This window comes from Metabacillus litoralis, from assembly GCF_020524045.1.
Lineage (GTDB): Bacteria > Bacillota > Bacilli > Bacillales > Bacillaceae > Metabacillus > Metabacillus litoralis_C.
Genome location: NZ_JAIVKL010000008.1, coordinates 176,030 through 196,698, shown reverse-complemented (window position 1 = coordinate 196,698; position 20,669 = coordinate 176,030). Strand labels below are relative to the sequence as shown.

Sequence of the window (20,669 nt, the reverse complement as noted above, 5' to 3'; positions counted from 1 at the left end):
AACAAACAAAGTTTTTGACTTTCTTAAAAATTTTGTATTTCTCACAATTTGTGGATTTTTTTAAAAAAAGTTTACGAAAATATAAAAAATGTGATGCTTGTTAAACATCACATTTTCAAATCAACAGCTTTATTTTATGTACAATCATTGAGCTTTCATTGCATAAGCTCACTTCACTATTTTTATAGTATATGAAAAATGTTTTTGGTTTATAGAATTACTGTTTATTAATCTTCTTCACTACCTACTACTTTTCTTAGATTCTACCTTTTCGAAAGAGTGATTAATTAGAGGGTTATCTAGTTTTCTATTGCAGTATAACTACATATTTAATATCAGTAAAATCAGAGGAAGGTTCAACTACAGCAGTCTTAGTTAGACCGAAGTTATCATTTTTCACTTCGATAATTTTTCCGATTTCCAATTCTCTTGGTAAAGTTATACTTAATTCAGAAGTCATAACTATACTACCAATTTCAAGTTCTATCTCTGTGTCTATTCTAGTGAAATGCAGCTGATTTTTTTCTAGATTGTATTTTTCAATCATACCAAAGACAGATTTGTCTTTTTTAAGTGTTGCAGGAATTAATCCCTTTCTCCCAGTATTAGTTAATAATTGAACCTCAGAGGTTGTGTCATTCACTTTATGAATGATACCGACTAAACCATCTGGGCCTAATACTGCCATGTTTTTCTTAATCGAATCATTCTTACCCTTATCAATTATGAGAGAGTTATACCATACCTGAGGATTATTGGGATCTATTTCTCTTTTAATCACCGTTCCAATAACAGGGTTATGGCTTTTGTATTTATTCACAAGAGTTTTTATCTCGTTTAATATTTCAGTGTCAGCAATAATTATCTCTTTTTCGATCTTTGCTTGTTCATAACCATCTATTCGATTCTTTAACAACTGATTCTCTTTATATGTAAACCATATATCTTTTATTTGAGATAAAAACTCATTATTTCTGATAGTTTCTTTTAGATGATATACCCCGGAAAATTTGATGGATATACCTGCAAGTATGATAATTAAGATTATTAGAATTAGTAATTTTTTGTTCAAAATGGACACCTTTCAATGTTATGTAGTAAATTTTTATTTGAAAAATCGAATTTATAAAGAAGGATAGGAAAATGCTGATAACATTCGTGTTAATAATGATAAATCATTTTCACCTTGTTTCCTTCTAGTTTGTTTATTACTGATAAGTTCTTTTTGTAAAAGCAATATTAAAATTTGATTCATAAAAATAATCTTTATAATTGCATATAGATTTTATTAGATCTTTTCTATCCCCCATAATATGACGTCGACACCTTTAGAATAATGAAGTAATGGTTTATTTTGTTCGGACTGAAAACCACTTATGGGTATCATTGTATTACAATTTATTGTTGCTTCTGCATGTTGTAATGGCCATGGATCATGAGCAATTTCCGAAATGAATAATTTGTTGTTGTTTGTTGTGTATAAACAGTATCTTTCTGTTAACCAGTGTTCTAAGGTACCCTTTTGTGCAAAGAACGTTTCTGATATTGGCTTATATGAAGCAGAAAACTCATAATTTCTTTTTTGTTTAAGTCTATTTGAATAATAATTTATTGTTTCTTTATCTTTGCTGCATGAAATATGTGCGTAATAATAAGGTAAATAGAAGAAAGTATTGGCTACTTGTACGGCTAAAAAATTAGCAGCATCTAGACTGAAAAAATATACTCCTGGTTTTCCATTTTTGGTCACGTAAGTTCGAACATTAATTTCAGGAAAACGTGAAGTAAATGGTATTTCTGGGAGGTATCTTAGACGGATATTTCTCATGTCAAACGGGACGACAGCAATCCAAGCCTCCCCATTAAATGTATCGATTTCTAAAGAATCTGGTATATAGGGTTTAATTAAATCTAAATCAATCTTCCAATGTGCAAAAAGTAAATGTTCCCATGTCTGCTTCATAACCCAAGGTTTTCTTGGAATTGGCCAAGGACGATGATTATCATTCATAAAAATAACCTCCAATCACAACTAATAAATGTACCTTCTCCTTACACCCAATTGATTTATAAAATAGCAGGGTCCCAAACGGAATTTAGACAAAACTTTTACTCTATCCGTTAGTTCAATAAAAAACTTTTGATGGTTACAGATAAAATAAATAGAAAAACAACGATAATTAGCCAGCCATAAGCTTTTTTCCCCTTTTGAAATTCTCTTAATCCCATCACAAACATCGTTAAACCTAATAACAGCATCATATAAGGTTGAAATTTAAAGTCCTCAGTAATCAATCCATATCCTGCAAGGGAAATAACAGTTATAGATAGTATAATTTGCAAAAATTTTAACAATGAAATCCCCACTTTCAATGAAAAAAGTCTTTTTTATTTTCTACAATTCATTTTATAAATCTTTATCTGTTGCATCTATCAAATAAATTAACTATGATATTATTCCTCATCTGCTTTTCGGTAATGTCACAGCCTAATACAAATTTTAACATATATAGTTACTTTACCCTTTAAATGAATAATTGTATATGAAAATGACGTAAAATTGTGGTAATACTCTTCTTAATATCAAAAAAAGAAGACCATCAAAACCTTGAAGATTTTGATGGTCTTTTTAAAATTTTTTGTTAGTTCACAGTTGATACGTGATTAACAATTAGGACCGTAAATCGTTGCACCAATGATAATTAATAAAATAAATAACACAACGATCAGCGCGAATGTATTGTTAGGTCTATAAGTAGGAGCGCAATATCCATAAGCAGGAGCTTCATAAGTGTAAGGCATCATCATTGGTTGGTGAGGAGCATTTGCTGCAGCCAAATGTGGTGCATTTGCACCAGCCATATGTGGTGCATTTGCACCAGCCATATGTGGCATGTTTTCGTAACCGTACATGTAAACATCTTCCTTTCGATTGTGTAAAGTACTAACTCGCTATAGTATATACGTTTATCGAAATTTGGAGCCCGTCTAGATGGAGAAAGTATTCATGAAAGCGCCTAAAATGAAGCCCATTTTTAAATTGGTAGGTGTTTCCTACTTCGGCAAGACAACTAAGCATTTAACGAATTAACTTGAACGATATGCTCCCCATCTTCTACTGACCATTAAACTCACTTTGAACGCCATCTTCTCATCTTTACGCGTCATGCACGCTTTTTTATCGACCATTCTTCGAACTTGCACGCCACTCACCATATTTCCGACCATCAAACCCACTTTACACGTCATATACGCTTTTTTATCGACCATTCTCCGTACTTTTCACGCCACTCGTCATGTTGCCGACCACAAAACGGACTTTGCACGTCATCTTTTCATCTTTACACGTCATATATGCTTTTTTATCGACCATTCTCCGTTCTTTACACGCCACTCACCAAGTTACCGACCATCAAACACCCTTTGCACGTCATGTATTTTTTCTTATCATCTGCCTGCAATATCAAATACAGACTTTAACGAATTCTAATGATGGGAATCATGTCCCTCTACATCCGGTTTTGAACCTTTTAATAAAAATTCCTCATTCTTCTCTGTTAATCTTCCAACAACAAATTGCTTTTGAGGAATGATAATTGATCCATTGCTGCTCGCATGTACTTTAATAAAATAAAGACCTTCCTGCTCAAGCTCTTTGCTTAAACTATAAATACCGTTTCCTTCTTCAACGGCTTCTTCCATTGAATGATAAACAGTTCCTTCTTGATTCCAAATTTCAAAATGAACAAAGTCTGGATTTTCTAATGCTTTTCCAGCTTGATTTAATTGTACTTTGAAGTTTGTATTTTCATTAACAGTAATTGTCTCAGGAAGAAGAATATCAATGTTAATCGGTGATTCCTGAGGGTATAGCTTAACAACATCTTTTTGATTTGAACATGCACTTACTAATAATAGTAATAACATAGGTAATAGATAGAAAAATTTACTTTTCACTTTTGTACCCTCCTTTATTAAGCATTGAAAGTCTTCTTCAAATTTGAACTTCTTTGGATGATCAACAAATCTATTAACCACACAATAATGAGAGACAATCCAACTAATGGGAAAATAATCCCTAGTACAATTAAAAGAATGAAAAATGATTTCATTTTGAATACACTTGGTGCTTTAGGTGCGCTAATGTCATGTTTCTTTTTGCGAATAAGCCATAAATAATACCCGCTTAATGCGACAAAAATAATTCCCCAGCAGATGAAAAGACTGATAAGTTGGTTGAACCAACCAAATTGTGTTCCTTTGTGTAAAGTAATTCCCAAGGCAACAATTTTTCCTACAATTCCATAGTTATCAAAATGATAGTCAGTCAAAATGGCTCCTGTGTATTGATCAACATGCATTGTCAGTTCATCTTGTGCTTTAGCTGGATAAGCTGATAACGTATATACTCCACTCGGCTCACTTGGCAAATAAATTGAATAACTACGATCAATTCCTTCTCTGTTTGCTATTGTGACAACGTCATCGATTGATATCGGAGTAAACCCTTCAACATCTGAGGAAGGAATGTCTAAATTTTCAGCTGCCCAAGGCACATCTGCAATATCTTTTGTTTTAATTGTAGATGTTGGAGCTTCACCACTCCAAATTGAAGGTGGATATCCTACACCAGATTGTGTTGCGATGTTTTGAAATTGAGTTCCCCAAAATCCAGACCATGGAAGTCCTGTCATAATTAAAAACACCATTCCTCCAGCAATCCAAAACGCAGGAACAGCATGCATGTCTCTAACTAGTATCTTCTTTCCTTTATTAAATCGTGGAATAATGACTCCTGAAATGGCTAATTTCTTTTTCGGCATCCATAAATAAAATCCAGTGATAACAAGAATGATTCCCCAACACGCTGCCAATTCAACAATTCGATCACCAAGTGTTCCAGCCATTAATTCTCCATGGAATTCTTCTACTTTATCCATGATTTTGTCTTCGTTATTTAATTCTCCGATTATTTTACCTGTATAAGGATCACTAAAAACGGTTAGTGATTTCTCGTTAGAAATAATACTTACTTCACTAGATCGATCATCACTTTCACCAGGTCGATACTTCGTCACAAGTGCATTTGGATATTTTTTTTTCACTTCTTCGATCTGTTCTGAAGCTAAGACTCGTTCTTCCCGAGGTGTTACCTCGTAAAGATCTTTGTAAATCATATTCTCAATTTGAGGCTTGTACAAATAAATCGAGCCTGTAAAAGCAAGAATAATCAGAAACGGAGCAAAAATAAGTGCTGCGTAAAAGTGCCATCTCCATACTGTTTTATATAATGATGAACGTGCTGTTTTTTCATTTTTTATATTCTCTTTCGTCATTACTTCATAACTCCTCTTCAATTAGTTTCCTTTGATATCATCATAAAAAAATAATGTGTTGAAAAAGTGAAGAAATTGAATTACTTTGTTGTTAATTTTAATGCAGCAGCAAATTCTCAGAATGAAAGATACCAATTCCACAAAAACTTCACAATTTGTCTTTATAATTAGGTGTATGATAAGTAATCATATTGTAAATGAGTGAGGTTCATAAGATGGGTGTAACCATAATGATTGTTGATGATGAAGAACAAATGAGAAATCTCGTGCAAACTTTTCTTTTAAAGGAAGGTTATACAGTTATACAAGCAACAAATGGAATGGATGCTACTGCAAAAATAAAGACAAAAATACCTGATTTACTTTTAGTAGATGTGATGATGCCTTATATGGATGGTTTTACATTTGCTAATGAAGTAAAAAAAATTCACGATATTCCGCTTATCTTTTTAACAGCTAAAGGAGAAGAATGGGATAAAATTCATGGATTGAAATTAGGTGGTGATGATTATATTGTGAAGCCATTTCACCCAGGTGAATTGTTGGCCAGAATAGAATCTGTCCTTCGAAGAGCAAAAGTTTCATCACTTCCTTCTTCAAGACTAATTTTAGGACCACTTGTGATCGATACTGCTTCACATTCTGTTAAATTAGAGGATCAACTACTTCCATTTACCTTAAAAGAATATGAATTATTATTCCTTTTAGCAAAAAATAAAGGAAAGCTATTTTCAAGAGAACAGCTTTTACAAGCCATATGGGGAGATTATTACACAGGTAGCGAAAGAACTGTTGATACACATATAAAAACTCTGCGTTTAAAACTAAAGCAACATGGATCACTTATTCAAACTGTTTGGGGAAAAGGGTATAAATTTGAGGTGTAAAAAGTGAGGAATTTCTCATTAAGTAAAAAAGTATTTTTTCTTATATTTCTTAGTATTAGCTCCACCATATTGTTTTCATTTTTCTTTTTGCATTTTTTATATAAAGACTTATACCTAAAAAGCATTCGTGAATCTGTTATATATCAAGGTGAAAATACAGCATCCCATTTTCATTATGGATCATTAAATGAAGATATTATTGAAAAAATTCATTGGTTTAATATTGTCTCTGAATATGAGGTAATTGTAGTCAATTCGGTTGATGAACTAAAGGATCTTTTTCCCTATCAAATCGCAAATAGCACATTAATAAATCCTGAAGATCAAGCAACATTAGCAAAAGGTAATTACATATTAAAAGAAGGTTATGTTTCTGAGTTTGATCGAAATATCGTTGGAGCGATGTTTCCCATTCAAAGTCAATCAGATCTAATTGGAATTGTGTTTATTTATGTTCCATTAGCCGAATTACATGATGTATTTGAAGAAAGCCTTCCTATTCTTATTTTAGCAGGAAGCATCTTTTTCATTATCTTGTTATTGATCGTCAATAAAATTAGACTTTCACTATTTAAACCATTAACATCGATGCAGAATTTATCTGGGGAGATCGCAAAAGGTAATTACTCAAATCGTATCAAATCAACAAGTTCAGATGAAGTGGGTAAACTTGCCGAAGCATTTAATTCAATGAGTTCTTCACTGGAAGACCAAGAATCACGGAAAAAAGAGTTTCTTTCCAATATTGTTCATGAACTTAGAACGCCTCTTACTTATATTAATGGCTATACTCATGCACTTAAGCAGCAGCTATATGAATCAAAGGAAGAAGCAGAAAGCTATTTAACAACAATTGAAAAAGAAACGAATCGACTCAATCAAATTCTTCACGATTTAATCGAGCTCAATCATTTAGAGGAAAATTTATATGTAGTAGAAAAAGAGCCAATTGCAATAGCTCAGGTTCTTTTAGATACAATTGATCTTTTTAAAATACGATTATCTGAAAATAACCTATTGTGCAGTACTTCTATTCAAGAAGATATCATCATTGTCGGAGATGTTAAACGAATGCAGCAGGTTATGTATAACATCATCGATAATGCGATTAAATACTCAGCACAAAATGGTGAAGTGTTCATTGAATTAAAAGAAGAACATAACAGTATGGTTCTCACTGTTACTAACAAAGGCCAAGGTATTAACAAGGAAGATATTGATAGAATTGGAGAACGTTTTTTCCGAACAGATAAAGCTAGAAGTCGATCTACTGGTGGTACAGGCTTAGGATTATCCATTGTTAAACAAATTATCACTTTACACAATGGCACCTTTTCGATCACAAGTGAAAGCCACGAAGGAACAGTTGTGACAATTAAAGTACCCCTTATTTCCTATGATTAGCAAATCGTATCGGAGGATATTATGAAAAAAACTTTACTATTACTCATTTTTTGTTTTTTCCTATTGTCTGCTTGTGACGGTAACAAAGAATTAGTTTTTCAAATGGAGCCATTTTCGTATACTGATCAAAATGGACAAGCGTTTGGTTCTGAAAATCTTAAAGGTAAGGTGTGGATTGCAGATTTTATTTTCACCAATTGTGATACGGTTTGTCCACCAATGACAGCAAGTATGGCAGCTCTTCAAAAAGAACTAACCAACCAAAACCTTGATGTTGAGCTTGTTTCCTTTAGTGTTGATCCAATGATTGATACACCTGAAGTATTGAAAAAATACATGGACAAATTCACAACGAATTCATCCAATTGGCATATGCTGACTGGTTATAAACAAGCTGAAATCGAAGCATTTGCAAGAGAGGAATTTCAAACACTTATTCAAAAGCCCTCTTCTTCTGATCAAGTTATTCATTCTACTAGCTTTTATTTGATCAATCAACAGGGTGAGGTTGTTAATAGCTATGGCTTTCAGCAAAGTCATTTTGAGGAAATGATTACTGAGATAAAGCAACTAAAATGAGTGCATAAACAATGACCACAAGCTTTTAACTTGGTTATATTAAAAGCTACTAAATAGAGCGCAATTCAATCTGCGCTCTTTATTTTCAGTTATATTCATGACGTACTTGGAATCACTAGTGTTTGTCCAACATAAATCATGTCTGATGTTAATTGATTTTCCTCTTTAATCGCTGTAACCGTCGTATTAAACTTTTTAGCAATCAACGATAGAGAATCACCGCTTACAACTTTATAAGAAGTCGTAACCTCATTAACTGGTTCTTGATGTTTTTGCGGTAGCTTTAAAATCTGACCAATTGTTAAAGAATCTGAAGACAACCCATTGATTTCTTTAATTGTTTGAATGGTTGTATTGTTTCTTTGAGCAATCCCCCACAGTGTATCACCTGCTACTACTCTGTATTCCAAATAAGTAGGTGCTGTAACAGCTGCACTTGATGTTGACACTGCCTGTGCTTGTGGTAATGATGTGGCATACGTTTTCCACACTTCTGTATTTTCCTGGCCAATACTCCAATTTCCTACTCCTTTGAGATTATATTGACTAAGTAAAGATAGCTTATGTGAAATAGATTCTTCATTTTCAAACCATATTTCGTATGATCCTGGTGCAAGAGTGTTTCCACCAATAACAGTTACTGGATCACCTTCTCGAATTATAATTGTTGCTTTAGGTGTTTTGCTTAATTCATCGAAATTCACTTGACCATTGTATCTATCAATTAACATTTGCACTTGAGAGTTTGAGATACCGTGTCCTCCGAATAAAGCACCTTCCATCCAATACCTTCCGAAGTGAGCCGCTCCTAATACAATTTTATCGCTGGAAACATGTTGATTTAACGCATATTGAACAGATCTTTCAACCCAATTATAGCTTGCAACTGAGCCTGCTGCACCGCCAGGATAGCTTTCATCATAACTCATAATCATAAGATAATCAGCGTATTTGGCTAATTCAGTATAATCATACGAACCATGCCAACCAGTTGTCCATCCATTCGGATTTGCTGCAACCGCTACAGAAACTTCCTTAGAGCTTGGAATTTTCTCACGTAAAAGACGAACAAACTCTGTATAATCCTGTCGATCTTCAGCTGTGACATTTTCAATATCAACATTCACACCGTCTAAATTGTATCGTTCGATAGCATCGGCTATTTGCTGTGCTGCCTCTTCTCTGTTTGCTAACATCGCACGTCCAAGTTCACGGTCCCAATGATTACTCAAGAAAGGAACAACTCGTTTTCCTTGCATATGCATCATCGAAATAAAAGAAACATCTACTTGATACGTAAGTTTTAAAGATCCATCATGATGAATATCAAAGTAACTTGGTGCCACAACATTCACTGAATGAGAAGTGGAATTAACCATATTGATATAATCCTTTGTATTTCCAAAATACATATACCCTAAATTGATTACTTCACTTGCACTAATAGGCAATAGCAGCTGTTGGTTTGCTGAAACAATACTACTTGAAAGCTGATTAAGAGATGTTAGTGCTACAACAGATGTGTTATACCTTTTGGCAATATCCTCTAGTGTTTCTCCTTCACCTACTGTATGAGCTTGAAGAGGAATTGTTTTGATTTCACTTATATTTCCTGCTAAATCTGTTTGTGAAATAGAGACTGTCACATCTCCTCTTGCTTCTAAAACATCTAGATACATGGAAATTGTGTAAAAACCATGATTGTCTGCTTCTGACGAAGTGGTTAAAAGGCTTTCTCCATTTTGATTCCTAACTATCACGTCAATTGTAGCATTTGGCTCAGATGTGCCAATTAATGTGTAAATTGACTGGAGATTTTCATAGCGAAATCCATTTTTAGAAACAATCGGTTCTTTTATCTCTGTATCTTTTTCAATGGTTGCTGCTTGTACAATGCTTGTGTTACCTGCTCTGTCTGTTTGTGTGATCGTAAAAGTAATCACGCTATCTTTTAGAGTAGAAAGATTAAGATCTTTAGAAAAACTCCCATTGACCACTAAAGCTGTTTCTTTTATTGATGTAACTCCATCTGTTGCTGTGATCGATATAGTTGCTCCTTCTTCGACACTTGATCCACTTACTTTATATTTGGTGCTATTGTGTTGATTAATATAAGGAGCTACTGTCACAACCGCTTCTGCTGGTGAAGTAGTATCTTTTGTGATGATTTCTGGTTGAATCTCTCCTATGTTTCCAGCAGAATCTTTTGTTTGAACAGTGACTTTTATTTCACCATCATTTAGTGTGCTCATATCATTGATTACTTTAAAGAGTCCATTTTCATCTGATTCAACTGTTTGTTTTAGTATTTTTTCACCATCAGAAAATAGGAAAGCAAGTGATGTATGTGGATCTGCAAAACCGTTTAATTGATAATTGTAAACATTACCACTAAAAATGGTTTTTAAGACATTCAGTTCTAACTTATTCGAAGATATTGTGTCTTTGATTAACGTTTTTGAAATAAACTCACTCTTATTTCCTGCTGAATCGACTTGAGATAGTGAAAAGTTAATATCTCCCTCATTAAACGAAGACAGATCAACAGGCAATGTGAATTTTCCTGATTCATCCGCTGTTGTTTCTAAATTGATTGATTGCCCGTTAAGTTGATCAATCGATATGCTGATAATCGCGGAAGCTTCTGCAGTTCCTGATAACAGGTAATCATGCTGATTTTCACGATTAATATAGGTAGAGTTATGGAAAATTGGAGTAAGTGGGATTTCGACATCTTTGATTAATTTACTTTCAGTAACGTCACTTTTAATTCCCGCCAAACTCGTTTGAATAGCACTTACAATAATTTCTTCATCTTGCAAATCACTTAGATCTGCTATTGCTTCATACTCTCCATCTATATTTGCTGTTGCTTCAAGAATTTTCACTGCATTACTTTTGTCTGTAAAAGTGATCAAAATTGTTGACCTTGGAAGAGCAAAGCCAGTGATGGAAACATTCGTTTCATTATCATTATTAATAAATGCAGGCAATTTTATTTTTGGTGGATTAACAACCGTATCCTTCACCATTATTGTTTCAGTTGTAATACTTTTATTTTCTAATTCATCAACTGAGTAAGCAGTTAAAGTTAATTTACCATCATGAAGTGTACGAAGATCGAAGCTTTCTTGAAACCTTCCATTTTCGTCAGCTTTCAATTTCTTTTCAGTTGTTTGATTTTGCTCATCACTTATTGAAACATTCACTACTGCATATTCTTCGGTGATACCACTTATTTGAAATTCGTGTGCATTTTGTGGTGTAACATTTTCTTTTATTTCTACTATCGGTTGAGTACTTTGAGTATCTTTTTTAACTATCATTGTTGCTGCTTCACTTTTATTTCCGAAAGCATCAGTTGAAGTAGATGAAATTGTAATATTTCCGTCTTTTAGCTTGGACAAATCCAAGGTTTGTTGAAAATAACCCGTTTCATCTGCTATAATTTCTGTTTGAACTTGTGTTAAATCATCTGTTGCAGTTAGTACTATTGATGTGTTTTCCTCACTATTTCCTTTTACAACAACATTTTTTGACGAATGTTCATTAATGAAAGAAATTGGCATCAATGTAGGTGCTGTAATTGTTGTATCTTTTGTCACAATTCTTGTTGTAGATTCACTTTCATTTTTTAAAGGGTCAATTGCTTTAGCTGTAATCCTAATATCTCCATCTTGTAATGTTGAACCATTGATAAAAACTTGGTATTCTCCGCGTTCATTAGCAATCGTTTCAGCACTTATCGTTTTTGTATCATCTGTCATGATGATTGCTACAACCGAGCCGGCATCTGCTATACCAGAGATAAAATACGAGGAACTATTGTTTTCGTTCATATTAGATGTTGTGATCGATGGTGCTGTTGATGCAGTATCCTTCTTCAATGTAACCAGCTTTTCTGCACTTTTATTACCAGCTAAATCAACCGCGATAGCTGATACTGTTAAGGCACCGTCGCTAAGCTTGGAAATATCTACATTTTGTACATATTGACCATTGTTGTCTGCTTTCATTTCAAAGCTTACAGTTTTTTGCTGTGTATCAGTGATCACCACTACTATCGTTGCATTTTCTTCTGCTTTTCCACTTATTGATACATTTGATTGGTTTTGATTGTTTATAACATCTACAATTTCTATCACTGGTGAGGTTGGTGCAATTACATCTACTTGTGCCTGCTTTGTTAATGGTGAGATGGTTAACACTTGACCAATGTAGATTACATCTTTTGTTAAGTTGTTATTTTCTTTTATGGCAGTAACGGTTGTATTGAATTTCTTAGCAATGAGAGATAATGAATCTCCAGAAACGACAGTATAAGTTGTTATCGTTAAAGCTGGATCTTCTTTCACTATTTCAGGTGTAACAACACTAGCTTTGTTAATAGGAATGTTCAATACCTGGCCTACACGAATCACTGTTGAAGCTAACTGATTCGTTTCCTGAATTGAAGCAACTGTTGTAGAAAATCTTTTTGCAATTAGAGATAACGAATCACCTGCTACCACCGTGTAAGTTGATTCATTTTCGGTTGGCATTGGTTGAGTCGTCGTAATTGGTTTTTGTATAATCGTCTCTTGCTGTGATTTCGTAACATTTAAAACCTGGCCAACGAAAATCATATCTGTTGTTAAGTTGTTTAGTGATCTTAAGTTTTCAACAGTTGTATTCAATTTTTTAGCGATTAATGAAAGAGTATCACCTGATACAACTGTGTATGTATCACTATTTGTTATAGGTTCAGTAGGTGTTGAAACTGGTTCCTGCACAGGTGTTGATAGGTTAAGCGGTATTTTAATCTTTTGACCTATGTTAATTGTAAAAGTTGTTAATTCGTTGAAGGAAGCAATTTGTTCAGTTGTTGTATTGTATCGTTTGGCAATAACTGAAAGACTGTCTCCAGATACAACCGTATACGTGTAATAAGGTAATTTTAATGTTTGTCCGATAAAAATCGTGTCAGAAGTTAAGTTATTTAATGTTTTGATGGTAGCAACAGACACGTTCAATTTTTTACCTATTAACGATAAACTATCACCTGAAGCAACCGTATAGGTATCGTATTGAACTCCTTGAAGTGTTTGTGCACTAACACTTTTATGGCTTTGGAAGCCTGGTGCTCCGTATAAATATAGAGTCGTTACAATAATCGTACCCGCCACTACCTTTGCTGTTTTAATAGGGATATGGGGGAATTTTGTTTTAATTAATTGACGAATGCTTTTTTGCAATTCTTGTGTCTCTACTTGGATAGTATGAAGTTCATCTGAAAACTCTGTTAAATAAGAGTCAAGATAGATAAAAAGAGTATAGTTATTTTGCTGATCTAATTTTACTTCATAGCGATCAAACTTCATGAAAAAAACACCTCTATCGTTAAAATCTTACTTATTAGGTTTTACCTACCTATCCCTGATTCATGCATTTTTACGATTAATTCCTTAATGCTTTTAAACAAACTCTTTAATACGAATATAAATAGTCCTAATCGAGGATTCTATAAGAAATGATCGTAAGGTAAGGAGATGTTAACTTGGATAGATCTATTGATGTTAACGAAATTAATAAGATGGCGAATTGGCTTAAAGGAAATGTTGTTGAAGTTACTGAAGGCTCAGTAAATAAAGAGATCATTCGCTATAACTTAAGAATGGAATTTGATGTGACAGATGATGTTACTGTAGATAAGGTTTATGAGGAAATTGCGTTTCATTAAGTTTGTTAAATTTGACTTTGTTAAATGATCATGTGTTTTTATAATAAAAATTAAGGGAAGCGATACTTATTCGCCCTCCCCATCAAGATTACAAATGAAAGTAATTTTATTAAATAAAAATTGTAACAAAAATTGCAATAGACAAAGTAATGGAACATCCTACATAAAGGGATTTTAAAGAAACCTTTAAAAATCTCGAAAGAAAATAAGTACAGAACTCAATACTGAAAACCAAAAGAATGTATTGTCTACAATAAACCAACACACTATCCATGTAATAGACAAGACTAATACAATTTCTGTAATCATTTTTTTCATTTCAAATAAATTTTTTTCGTTTTGTTCGGGTGTATTCATAGTAGAAAACTCCTTATTTAACATACGAGGCGTGTTGTGAAAATGAAAGTTTAAAAACCGTTTGATGCCCTTAATCAAATGGATATGGAACAATTTAAAGGTATTGTTGTGATTAGATACTACCGCCGACTGATGAAGCAGTTACAACTTAGCGGTTTACCAATTGAAACACTCACTCTTTTTCTGTACGTGATAATTCGTCGATATGTTTTAATAGATTACTAACCGCTTTGCTTAACCTTACTAACAGCTATTATTTTCTTAATTATACAAATATTTTGAGAAGGGTTCAAATATCAACGTTTCCCTTTAACAGAGCCATAATTTAAAAAAGAACATGCTTGTTATTACAAACATGTTCTTATAAATTTTAGTTTTTATTAAGTACAATAATATTAACTGAATTTGCAGCTAAAGTAACAACGGTACAGTTATCATCTAAGTTGATTTCTGATTCTATAGGTACAATTTGTTCAGCGTTCTTTTTGTTCACATTCGGTATGTGAACGAGGCTTTCATCTCCTGTTACTGTTATCAATCTTCCCTTTTCTTCAACAGCAAGGTCTTTTAATGAGATTTTTGTTATTTTCTCAAATGGATCTGCATTCACAAGCTTCACATAAACGTGTTGATCATCTTTTGTAACAGAGTTGAAAATGTCACGGTTATAAGCTTCTAAATTGTAATCCAACACCTTACTAGTAAACGTTCCATCTGTGTACGAGCAGATAAGGCGGTTTCCTGTACCAGCTCCATAATTAACGGTGATCGTGTATGCAGTATGATCTGCAAGCTCTTCATAACAGCTAGAGCGCAGGTTACCAGCAGCCGTACTTGATGAATAATCGCCTAGTGTATATCCTTCGATGCCATCTTTGTACACCTTTACAGCCGTGCTATTCCCGTTATATCCTACAGCATATTCATGAACATTCTTTTTCTCAGGTGAAATATTCGTTAAGCCCACTCCTACATAAAAACCGTCGTTTCCGCCTTCTTTTGAAGCAGTTACTTCCACTTTGTAGTCCGTCCAATTGTCATTCATTAAATATAAACCGTTTAATCCACCATTTTGAGCTTTTAGAATAAGACCTTTTTCTGAATCAATTGTGTATCCAACAGAACCAGGAATCTCTTTCCATTCAGCATTCAAATTCTTCGTGAAATCTTGGTCAAGCAGTGTTTCACCAGTTTTATTATCAATAACTTTTACCCGTTTCACATGTACTTCAGCATTGCCTGCTGCGATTTCAATTCCTCCATGTGAAGCAAGCTCTGTCATTTTTCCATTTTGGTAAGCTGAGAATGATGTACCTAACAATGTAGTACCAAGATATTTAGCAAAAAGGTGTTGAACATAGTAGTTCGGAGTGTACCAAACTGTTTCATCATCAAACCAAATTAAATCTGGTGTCCATCGGTAAGTGCCGTCTGTTAATACTTTGTTAAATAGCGGTGCATAAGCAGCTAACTTAACAACATCAGAATTTTTTTCATATCCTGTCATAATCGCTGCTTCAGCAACAGCACCTGCTAACGTATTTTTATCAGTTGAAGCAAATTCACCAACAAACACCTTTGAGCTTGCTGCTTCATTCAAGCGACCATCTTGCTCATATGCTCTGTAATAATAGTTATATCGATCAACATTGTTTAATAAATACTCATTTGAGCGGTAATAATGCTCATCAGCAATTGTATCCATATAGTTTGGTTGTTTTTCATACCAAGTGACGGTTTCTTCTGTTACATTATTACCATCCGTAAAGTTTACTGTTGCAGACCCCTTTAAATTACCACTTAAGAACTTCCAGCCTTCTTGATACGCGTCATCATCTGCTTGAGCACCAACTGTTGAAAGGATATGCAGTTCATGATCTGGATAATGTTCTTCCATATAATTATCAATCGCAGCTTTAAAGTATTCAAAATTAGCGAAAAACTCTGTACCCCAGTTTTCATTACCTACACCTAAATAACGTAGATCAAATGGTGCTTCGTGGCCCATCTTTTTACGTAGTTTTGCCCACTCGTTACCATCAAAATCTGTGCTGATCGCAAAATCAATTAAATCTGTAAATGTTTTAACAAAATAATCTCTCAAATCTCCACCTGCGGGATGGACATAATCAGATCGCGCCTGACAAAGTACACCACAAGCCATAACTGGTAGTGGAGTTGCATTAAGGTCTTCAGCTAATTGGAAATATTCCATATAACCTAACCCCATTGTCATCATATAACCCCATACATTAAAGTTTTCTTTACGTAGCTCAACATCGCCAACAGAATCCGTCCATTCGTACACATTATCCCAAATATACGAGCCTTCTGAAATACAGCCTCCTGGGAAACGAAGGAATGTTGGGTGCAAGTCAACAAGTGCGTTGACTAAATCTTTTCTTAAACGATAATTCGAGTTGCCTTTATAATTTGTATGAGCAGTTTGGGATCTTTCTTCTTCACTAGCACCCCATACATCTTCTGGCATTAAAGAAACCATGTCGATTGAAATATCACCATTAAACGTTAATGCTAACTGTCCAAGGACATTTTTCGTACCCGTTAACACAATCTTCGAGTCAACGCCATATTTCTTCCACGTGTTAGCGCCTTCAATTTGAATCGTTACAGAATCACTGATTGACTCACCGTTCTGATCTTGAAGCTGTAATGTGATACTTGCTGCAGATTCTGCTTTTGCCCAAATGGTAAAGTCATATTTATCACCTTGTTTTATAGACATCGCACATTGATGATTAGAATCTGTAAATCCTTTGTTTACGATCGTGCTGCCATTAGATGCAGTAATGTAATGAGAGTTAACTTCTTTATCAGTTACTCCAAAATATTGGTTCAAACCACCCGTATTATTTACGGTTACTTTTTCAATATCCCCAAACCAAGCATGAAGTGGTTGATGATTTCGTCCTGTCGAACAGCCACATTCCCCTGAAGCATGAGAATACGTATCAAATACAAATGACTCGAATGAACGGTTTTGTACAAGCTCTGCATAAATACCGCCATCTGCTGCATTATTAATATCTTCATAAAAAAGACCATACAATGTTTCACTAATATCTAGTACTTCTGTATTACCATCTATTGTTAATAAATGAGAAGGAACTCCACTAGGAAGAACGGACACATTAAATTCTTTTTCAGTCGTTTGATTTCCTTTTGTTAATACAGCCGTTAATGTTACGCCTTTTGGTTCGTTGATTTCTTCAACTACACCATCATGATTTAACACGTTTTCATCACTTGATTTCCAAGAAACTGTCACTTTTCCACCCATTAAAGAAGAAGGTAGAGAGACATTTTTTGTGACAACTTTTATTGGAAATGATAGATATTTATCCTTCGCAAGCTGAACAATTTCAGCATCTGTCAGAGATTCACACATGACTTCTATTACTTCATCCTGTGTTAAACCTGCTTTATACACACGAAAATCAGATAGTGATCCGTTAAAATCTGTATCTACATCATGCTGTGATCGTCCAATATAGTTATTGCTATAACCTTGCTTGTCACTGAATGTTTCAAACCAACTACGTAGCTTCTTATACGTACCACTTGACGTTTGGCTAATCGATCCATCTCCGACAACTTCACCATTTACATAAATGATAGGCCCGGCACTACTTAATGTTCCGCCCTCTGTTCCTTTAACAGACATTGCAATATGTAGCCATTCACCAGCTGAATATGTTTTGCCAGCATCAGCAACAATATCTGAATCTGAAAAACAAACTCCACGTAAATTTCGTGATAAGAAAAGGTATGGCCCTGCCGCACTTTTACCAAAGTCGAAAATTCTTTCCCAAACATTTGTTCCTTTTCTTAAATAAACCCATGTACTAACAGTAATACCAGTAGAGTCATTTATACTTTCAAGAAATCCTGAAGGAAGCTTTAAATAAGAAGTACCGTTATTTCCGCCTACAAGCGTAACAGCTTTTCTTCCTCCTACTGTTTCTACAAGTGGTTTTATTGTACCTTCTGCAATTGCATCATTAGCATGACCTGAACGATCTTTTCCAACAGAAGCAGGATCATCAAAATGATAATGAGCAAGGATGCGGTCATTAAATGAGATGGTTGTTTTGTCTTGTGTCATGAATAGTCTCCTTTGCTGATTAGATATGTAAGTACAAATAAAAAGTAAGTTTAATGTTTATGGAAATTTGGAAGCGTTTAACCATGTACTTACAAGTTATTGTAATATGTCTTTTTAATTACAACTTGTACTTATAACTATTATAATAGTAAACTACTTATTTCCCAATAGTAAAGTTTATAATTTTAAATTTCATGAAAAATTTTAGCAAATAGTGTTTGTGAAGGATGTTTTTATAAAATTTCAGAGGAGATAAAAAAATAAAAGCACCCTTTGTCATTAAGACAATCAAGTGCTTTTGATAAGTAGAAAGTTACTACCGCGTATATCTCTCTTTGAATTTTTTAAGTCTATTTATATATATCGTATTTTTTTATCTACTTAACCTTAAAGTTTTGGATTAACATTTGTAATGATTCTGCATTTTTAGCTAGGACTTGTGCTGAAGAAGTTATTTCTTCCATTGAAGCTAATTGTTCCTCGGTACTAGCTGATATAGAATGTGAACTAGTTGCTGTTTCATCTGCGATTTCTTTTACACCACTAATTGAATCAGTTACTTGATCCATACCAGAAACTAACGAATTAACTAAGTTAGCGACTTCACCAATTTTAGAAACTACCTCACTTATGGAACCCTCTATACTATTAAAGATATTTCCAGCTTCTTGTACGACGACTAATCCTTCATTTACTTCTGTTGTTGCCGTTTTAACAGTATTCATTGTTTGTTGAGTATCAATTTGAATGATTTTAATCAGTTTAGAAATTTGATCGGCAGAATGAGCTGATTGCTCCGCCAATTTTCTCACTTCACCAGCAACAACGGCAAATCCTTTTCCTTGCTCTCCTGCACGTGCAGCTTCTATTGCAGCATTTAATGCCAAAAGATTTGTTTGCTCTGCTATCCCTGTGATAACGCCTGTAATATTCCCAATTTCATTTGAGCGTTCTTGTAATCCTTTAAAGGCTTCTGCCAAAGATATGACAGTTTGATTGATAGAATTCATTTGTTCGCTTACCTTGTTTATTGACTGATTACCTTCTTTAGACATTTGAGAAGTTTTTTGAGCATTAGTTAAGACATTGTCCGTTCGTGTTGAGATACTTTCAGTAGAATTCGACATTTCTTCAATTACCAGTCTACTCGTATCAACAGTTTGTGATTGATGGTTCGCACCCTCTGAAAGTTCTTGTATTGTATAGGAAATATGTTCACTAGCTTTTGTGCTTTCCTCTGCACTTACACTTAATTCTTCAGAAGAAGCTGCTAATTGCTCAGACGTTTCGCTCATCGTTTTGATGATAGAATTAACGGAACGAATCATATTATTAAATGAATCTGTTAGTTTTCCAACTTCATCTTTAGATTTGTATGTGCCTTCAACAGTAAAGTCCCCATTTTCGGCTTTAAATAGGAAAGATTGTAGTTGTTTAATGGGATTCACAATTGATCTAGCTATTAAAATACCAGCTAAAAGTGACACGAGTAAAGAAACAATAATGATAGAAATTAAGAAAGTATTCGTTATTGTTGCAATGCTTACATCAGCTTCGTAAATTTTCTTTGCATTTTCTGCGTTTAATGTTTGGATGTCAGTTAGAGACTGATTTACTTGATCTCTTAGAGGTTTCACATCTTCTAAATAGCTCGCATATGCTTCTTGACTATTATTTTGCAAAGCAAGTCCGACCATTTTTTCAGCATTCCCACTGACCTGTATGTTTAATTCTTTGTACTGATCGAATTTCTCTTGGATATTAGGTATTAATTTTAATGTTTCTATTTTTTTTTGGAGCTTATTTACCTCTTCTGCAGTAGCAATTAATTCATTTAGTAGTTCTTCTTTTTCTTGAACATCTGGACTAGCAAGTATTTGCAATGAATAAATATCTAAATCAGCATTGATACTTCTCAATTCTCCAAATATTTGATTTGGAATTAATTGTTCTTCATAAATGATCTTTTCCCCAGTCGCTATCTTATTGAGTGCTGATATACCTCCAAACCCAACAAGTCCTAATCCTAATGCTGATATTACGATCATGATAATTAATCTTTTCATAATGTTCATATTTTGGAAAAATGTAAGCTTTAACCTGTTTTTCATGGTGTTTATTCTCCTTTGTTTTTTGCCCTTTCCTTATATATCGACAAAAAGCGACAAACTCTTAACGTTTTCATTATTTTGGTCGTAAAATTTTTAAATGTTTAAGAAGAAAAAAGAAAAAACCTGTGCAACTAATTCGTTCGCACAGAT

The 20,669-nt window shown here is 33.9% G+C and carries 15 protein-coding genes; 4 read left to right on the top strand and 11 right to left on the bottom strand.

Annotated elements, in window-relative coordinates; all coding sequences use genetic code 11:
- Window positions 1-307 precede the first annotated feature (307 nt).
- The 7 genes from mreC to LC076_RS14310 form a co-directional block, all read right to left on the bottom strand.
- Entirely contained in the window at window positions 308-1,072 is a 765-nt protein-coding gene (mreC, locus tag LC076_RS14340; protein WP_226669778.1) for a rod shape-determining protein MreC, read from the bottom strand.
- A gap of 216 nt (window positions 1,073-1,288) precedes the next feature.
- Window positions 1,289-2,011: a YqjF family protein gene (locus tag LC076_RS14335; RefSeq protein ID WP_226669777.1), complete on the bottom strand. Its 723-nt coding sequence runs from the start codon at window positions 2,009-2,011 to the stop codon at window positions 1,289-1,291.
- Window positions 2,012-2,121: 110 nt separating this feature from the next.
- Window positions 2,122-2,355 carry a DUF3953 domain-containing protein gene (locus LC076_RS14330; RefSeq protein WP_226669776.1) on the bottom strand — a complete coding sequence of 78 codons (234 nt, stop codon included), beginning with the start codon at window positions 2,353-2,355 and terminating at the stop codon, window positions 2,122-2,124.
- Between the two features lie 309 nt (window positions 2,356-2,664).
- The gene (locus LC076_RS24525) at window positions 2,665-2,808 is read right to left on the bottom strand and encodes a YjcZ family sporulation protein (protein ID WP_413465993.1); all 144 of its coding nucleotides are present in this window, start codon (window positions 2,806-2,808) and stop codon (window positions 2,665-2,667) included.
- Window positions 2,809-3,087: 279 nt separating this feature from the next.
- Window positions 3,088-3,228 (bottom strand): hypothetical protein, encoded by a 141-nt coding sequence (locus tag LC076_RS14320; protein ID WP_226669774.1) that lies wholly within the window; start codon window positions 3,226-3,228, stop codon window positions 3,088-3,090.
- Window positions 3,229-3,486: 258 nt separating this feature from the next.
- Window positions 3,487-3,957: a FixH family protein gene (locus LC076_RS14315; protein WP_226669773.1), complete on the bottom strand. Its 471-nt coding sequence runs from the start codon at window positions 3,955-3,957 to the stop codon at window positions 3,487-3,489.
- A 17-nt stretch (window positions 3,958-3,974) separates the two neighbouring features.
- Complete coding sequence (locus LC076_RS14310; RefSeq protein WP_226669772.1) at window positions 3,975-5,336, bottom strand: PepSY-associated TM helix domain-containing protein; 1,362 nt, start codon at window positions 5,334-5,336, stop codon at window positions 3,975-3,977.
- Window positions 5,337-5,551: 215 nt separating this feature from the next.
- Between LC076_RS14310 and LC076_RS14305 the strand changes: the two genes are divergently transcribed.
- Genes LC076_RS14305 through LC076_RS14295 form a run of 3 tightly spaced genes read left to right on the top strand, consistent with a single transcriptional unit; the run spans window position 5,552 to window position 8,206 of the window.
- The gene (locus LC076_RS14305; protein ID WP_226669771.1) at window positions 5,552-6,223 is read left to right on the top strand and encodes a response regulator transcription factor; all 672 of its coding nucleotides are present in this window, start codon (window positions 5,552-5,554) and stop codon (window positions 6,221-6,223) included.
- A gap of 3 nt (window positions 6,224-6,226) precedes the next feature.
- The gene (locus LC076_RS14300; RefSeq protein ID WP_226669770.1) at window positions 6,227-7,627 is read left to right on the top strand and encodes a sensor histidine kinase; all 1,401 of its coding nucleotides are present in this window, start codon (window positions 6,227-6,229) and stop codon (window positions 7,625-7,627) included.
- 21 nt (window positions 7,628-7,648) lie between these two features.
- Window positions 7,649-8,206 (top strand): SCO family protein, encoded by a 558-nt coding sequence (locus tag LC076_RS14295; protein ID WP_226669769.1) that lies wholly within the window; start codon window positions 7,649-7,651, stop codon window positions 8,204-8,206.
- Window positions 8,207-8,301: 95 nt separating this feature from the next.
- On the opposite strand, the gene LC076_RS14290 is transcribed toward LC076_RS14295, so the two are convergent.
- A complete protein-coding gene (locus LC076_RS14290) occupies window positions 8,302-13,566 on the bottom strand; it encodes a LysM peptidoglycan-binding domain-containing protein (protein WP_226669768.1) in 5,265 nt (1,754 codons plus the stop codon).
- A gap of 176 nt (window positions 13,567-13,742) precedes the next feature.
- On the opposite strand from LC076_RS14290, the gene LC076_RS14285 reads away from it, so the two are divergent.
- On the top strand, window positions 13,743-13,925 hold the full coding sequence (locus LC076_RS14285) for a hypothetical protein (protein WP_226669767.1): 183 nt from the start codon (window positions 13,743-13,745) through the stop codon (window positions 13,923-13,925).
- A 186-nt stretch (window positions 13,926-14,111) separates the two neighbouring features.
- Here the strand turns inward: LC076_RS14285 and LC076_RS14280 are convergent, their stop codons facing one another.
- The 3 genes from LC076_RS14280 to LC076_RS14270 all read right to left on the bottom strand — a co-directional run bounded on the left by LC076_RS14280 (window position 14,112) and on the right by LC076_RS14270 (window position 20,519).
- A complete protein-coding gene (locus LC076_RS14280; protein ID WP_226669766.1) occupies window positions 14,112-14,282 on the bottom strand; it encodes a hypothetical protein in 171 nt (56 codons plus the stop codon).
- A 370-nt stretch (window positions 14,283-14,652) separates the two neighbouring features.
- On the bottom strand, window positions 14,653-18,408 hold the full coding sequence (locus LC076_RS14275) for an alpha-L-arabinofuranosidase C-terminal domain-containing protein (RefSeq protein WP_226669765.1): 3,756 nt from the start codon (window positions 18,406-18,408) through the stop codon (window positions 14,653-14,655).
- 377 nt (window positions 18,409-18,785) lie between these two features.
- Window positions 18,786-20,519, bottom strand: coding sequence for a methyl-accepting chemotaxis protein (locus tag LC076_RS14270; protein ID WP_226669764.1), 1,734 nt, complete (start codon window positions 20,517-20,519; stop codon window positions 18,786-18,788).
- Window positions 20,520-20,669: the final 150 nt, after the last annotated feature.

Bases quoted from the DNA above. Each gene is read 5' to 3' on its own strand.
- LC076_RS14310 (WP_226669772.1), bottom strand. From the start codon at position 5,336: ATGACGAAAGAGAATATAAAAAATGAAAAAACAGCACGTTCATCATTA.
- LC076_RS14275 (WP_226669765.1), bottom strand. From the start codon at position 18,408: ATGACACAAGACAAAACAACCATCTCATTTAATGACCGCATCCTTGCT.
- LC076_RS14305 (WP_226669771.1), top strand. From the start codon at position 5,552: ATGGGTGTAACCATAATGATTGTTGATGATGAAGAACAAATGAGAAAT.
- LC076_RS14335 (WP_226669777.1), bottom strand. From the start codon at position 2,011: ATGAATGATAATCATCGTCCTTGGCCAATTCCAAGAAAACCTTGGGTT.
- LC076_RS14295 (WP_226669769.1), top strand. From the start codon at position 7,649: ATGAAAAAAACTTTACTATTACTCATTTTTTGTTTTTTCCTATTGTCT.
- LC076_RS14290 (WP_226669768.1), bottom strand. From the start codon at position 13,566: ATGAAGTTTGATCGCTATGAAGTAAAATTAGATCAGCAAAATAACTAT.
- LC076_RS14320 (WP_226669774.1), bottom strand. From the start codon at position 3,228: ATGGTCGGAAATATGGTGAGTGGCGTGCAAGTTCGAAGAATGGTCGAT.
- LC076_RS14270 (WP_226669764.1), bottom strand. From the start codon at position 20,519: ATGAAAAACAGGTTAAAGCTTACATTTTTCCAAAATATGAACATTATG.
- LC076_RS24525 (WP_413465993.1), bottom strand. From the start codon at position 2,808: ATGATGATGCCTTACACTTATGAAGCTCCTGCTTATGGATATTGCGCT.
- LC076_RS14280 (WP_226669766.1), bottom strand. From the start codon at position 14,282: ATGAATACACCCGAACAAAACGAAAAAAATTTATTTGAAATGAAAAAA.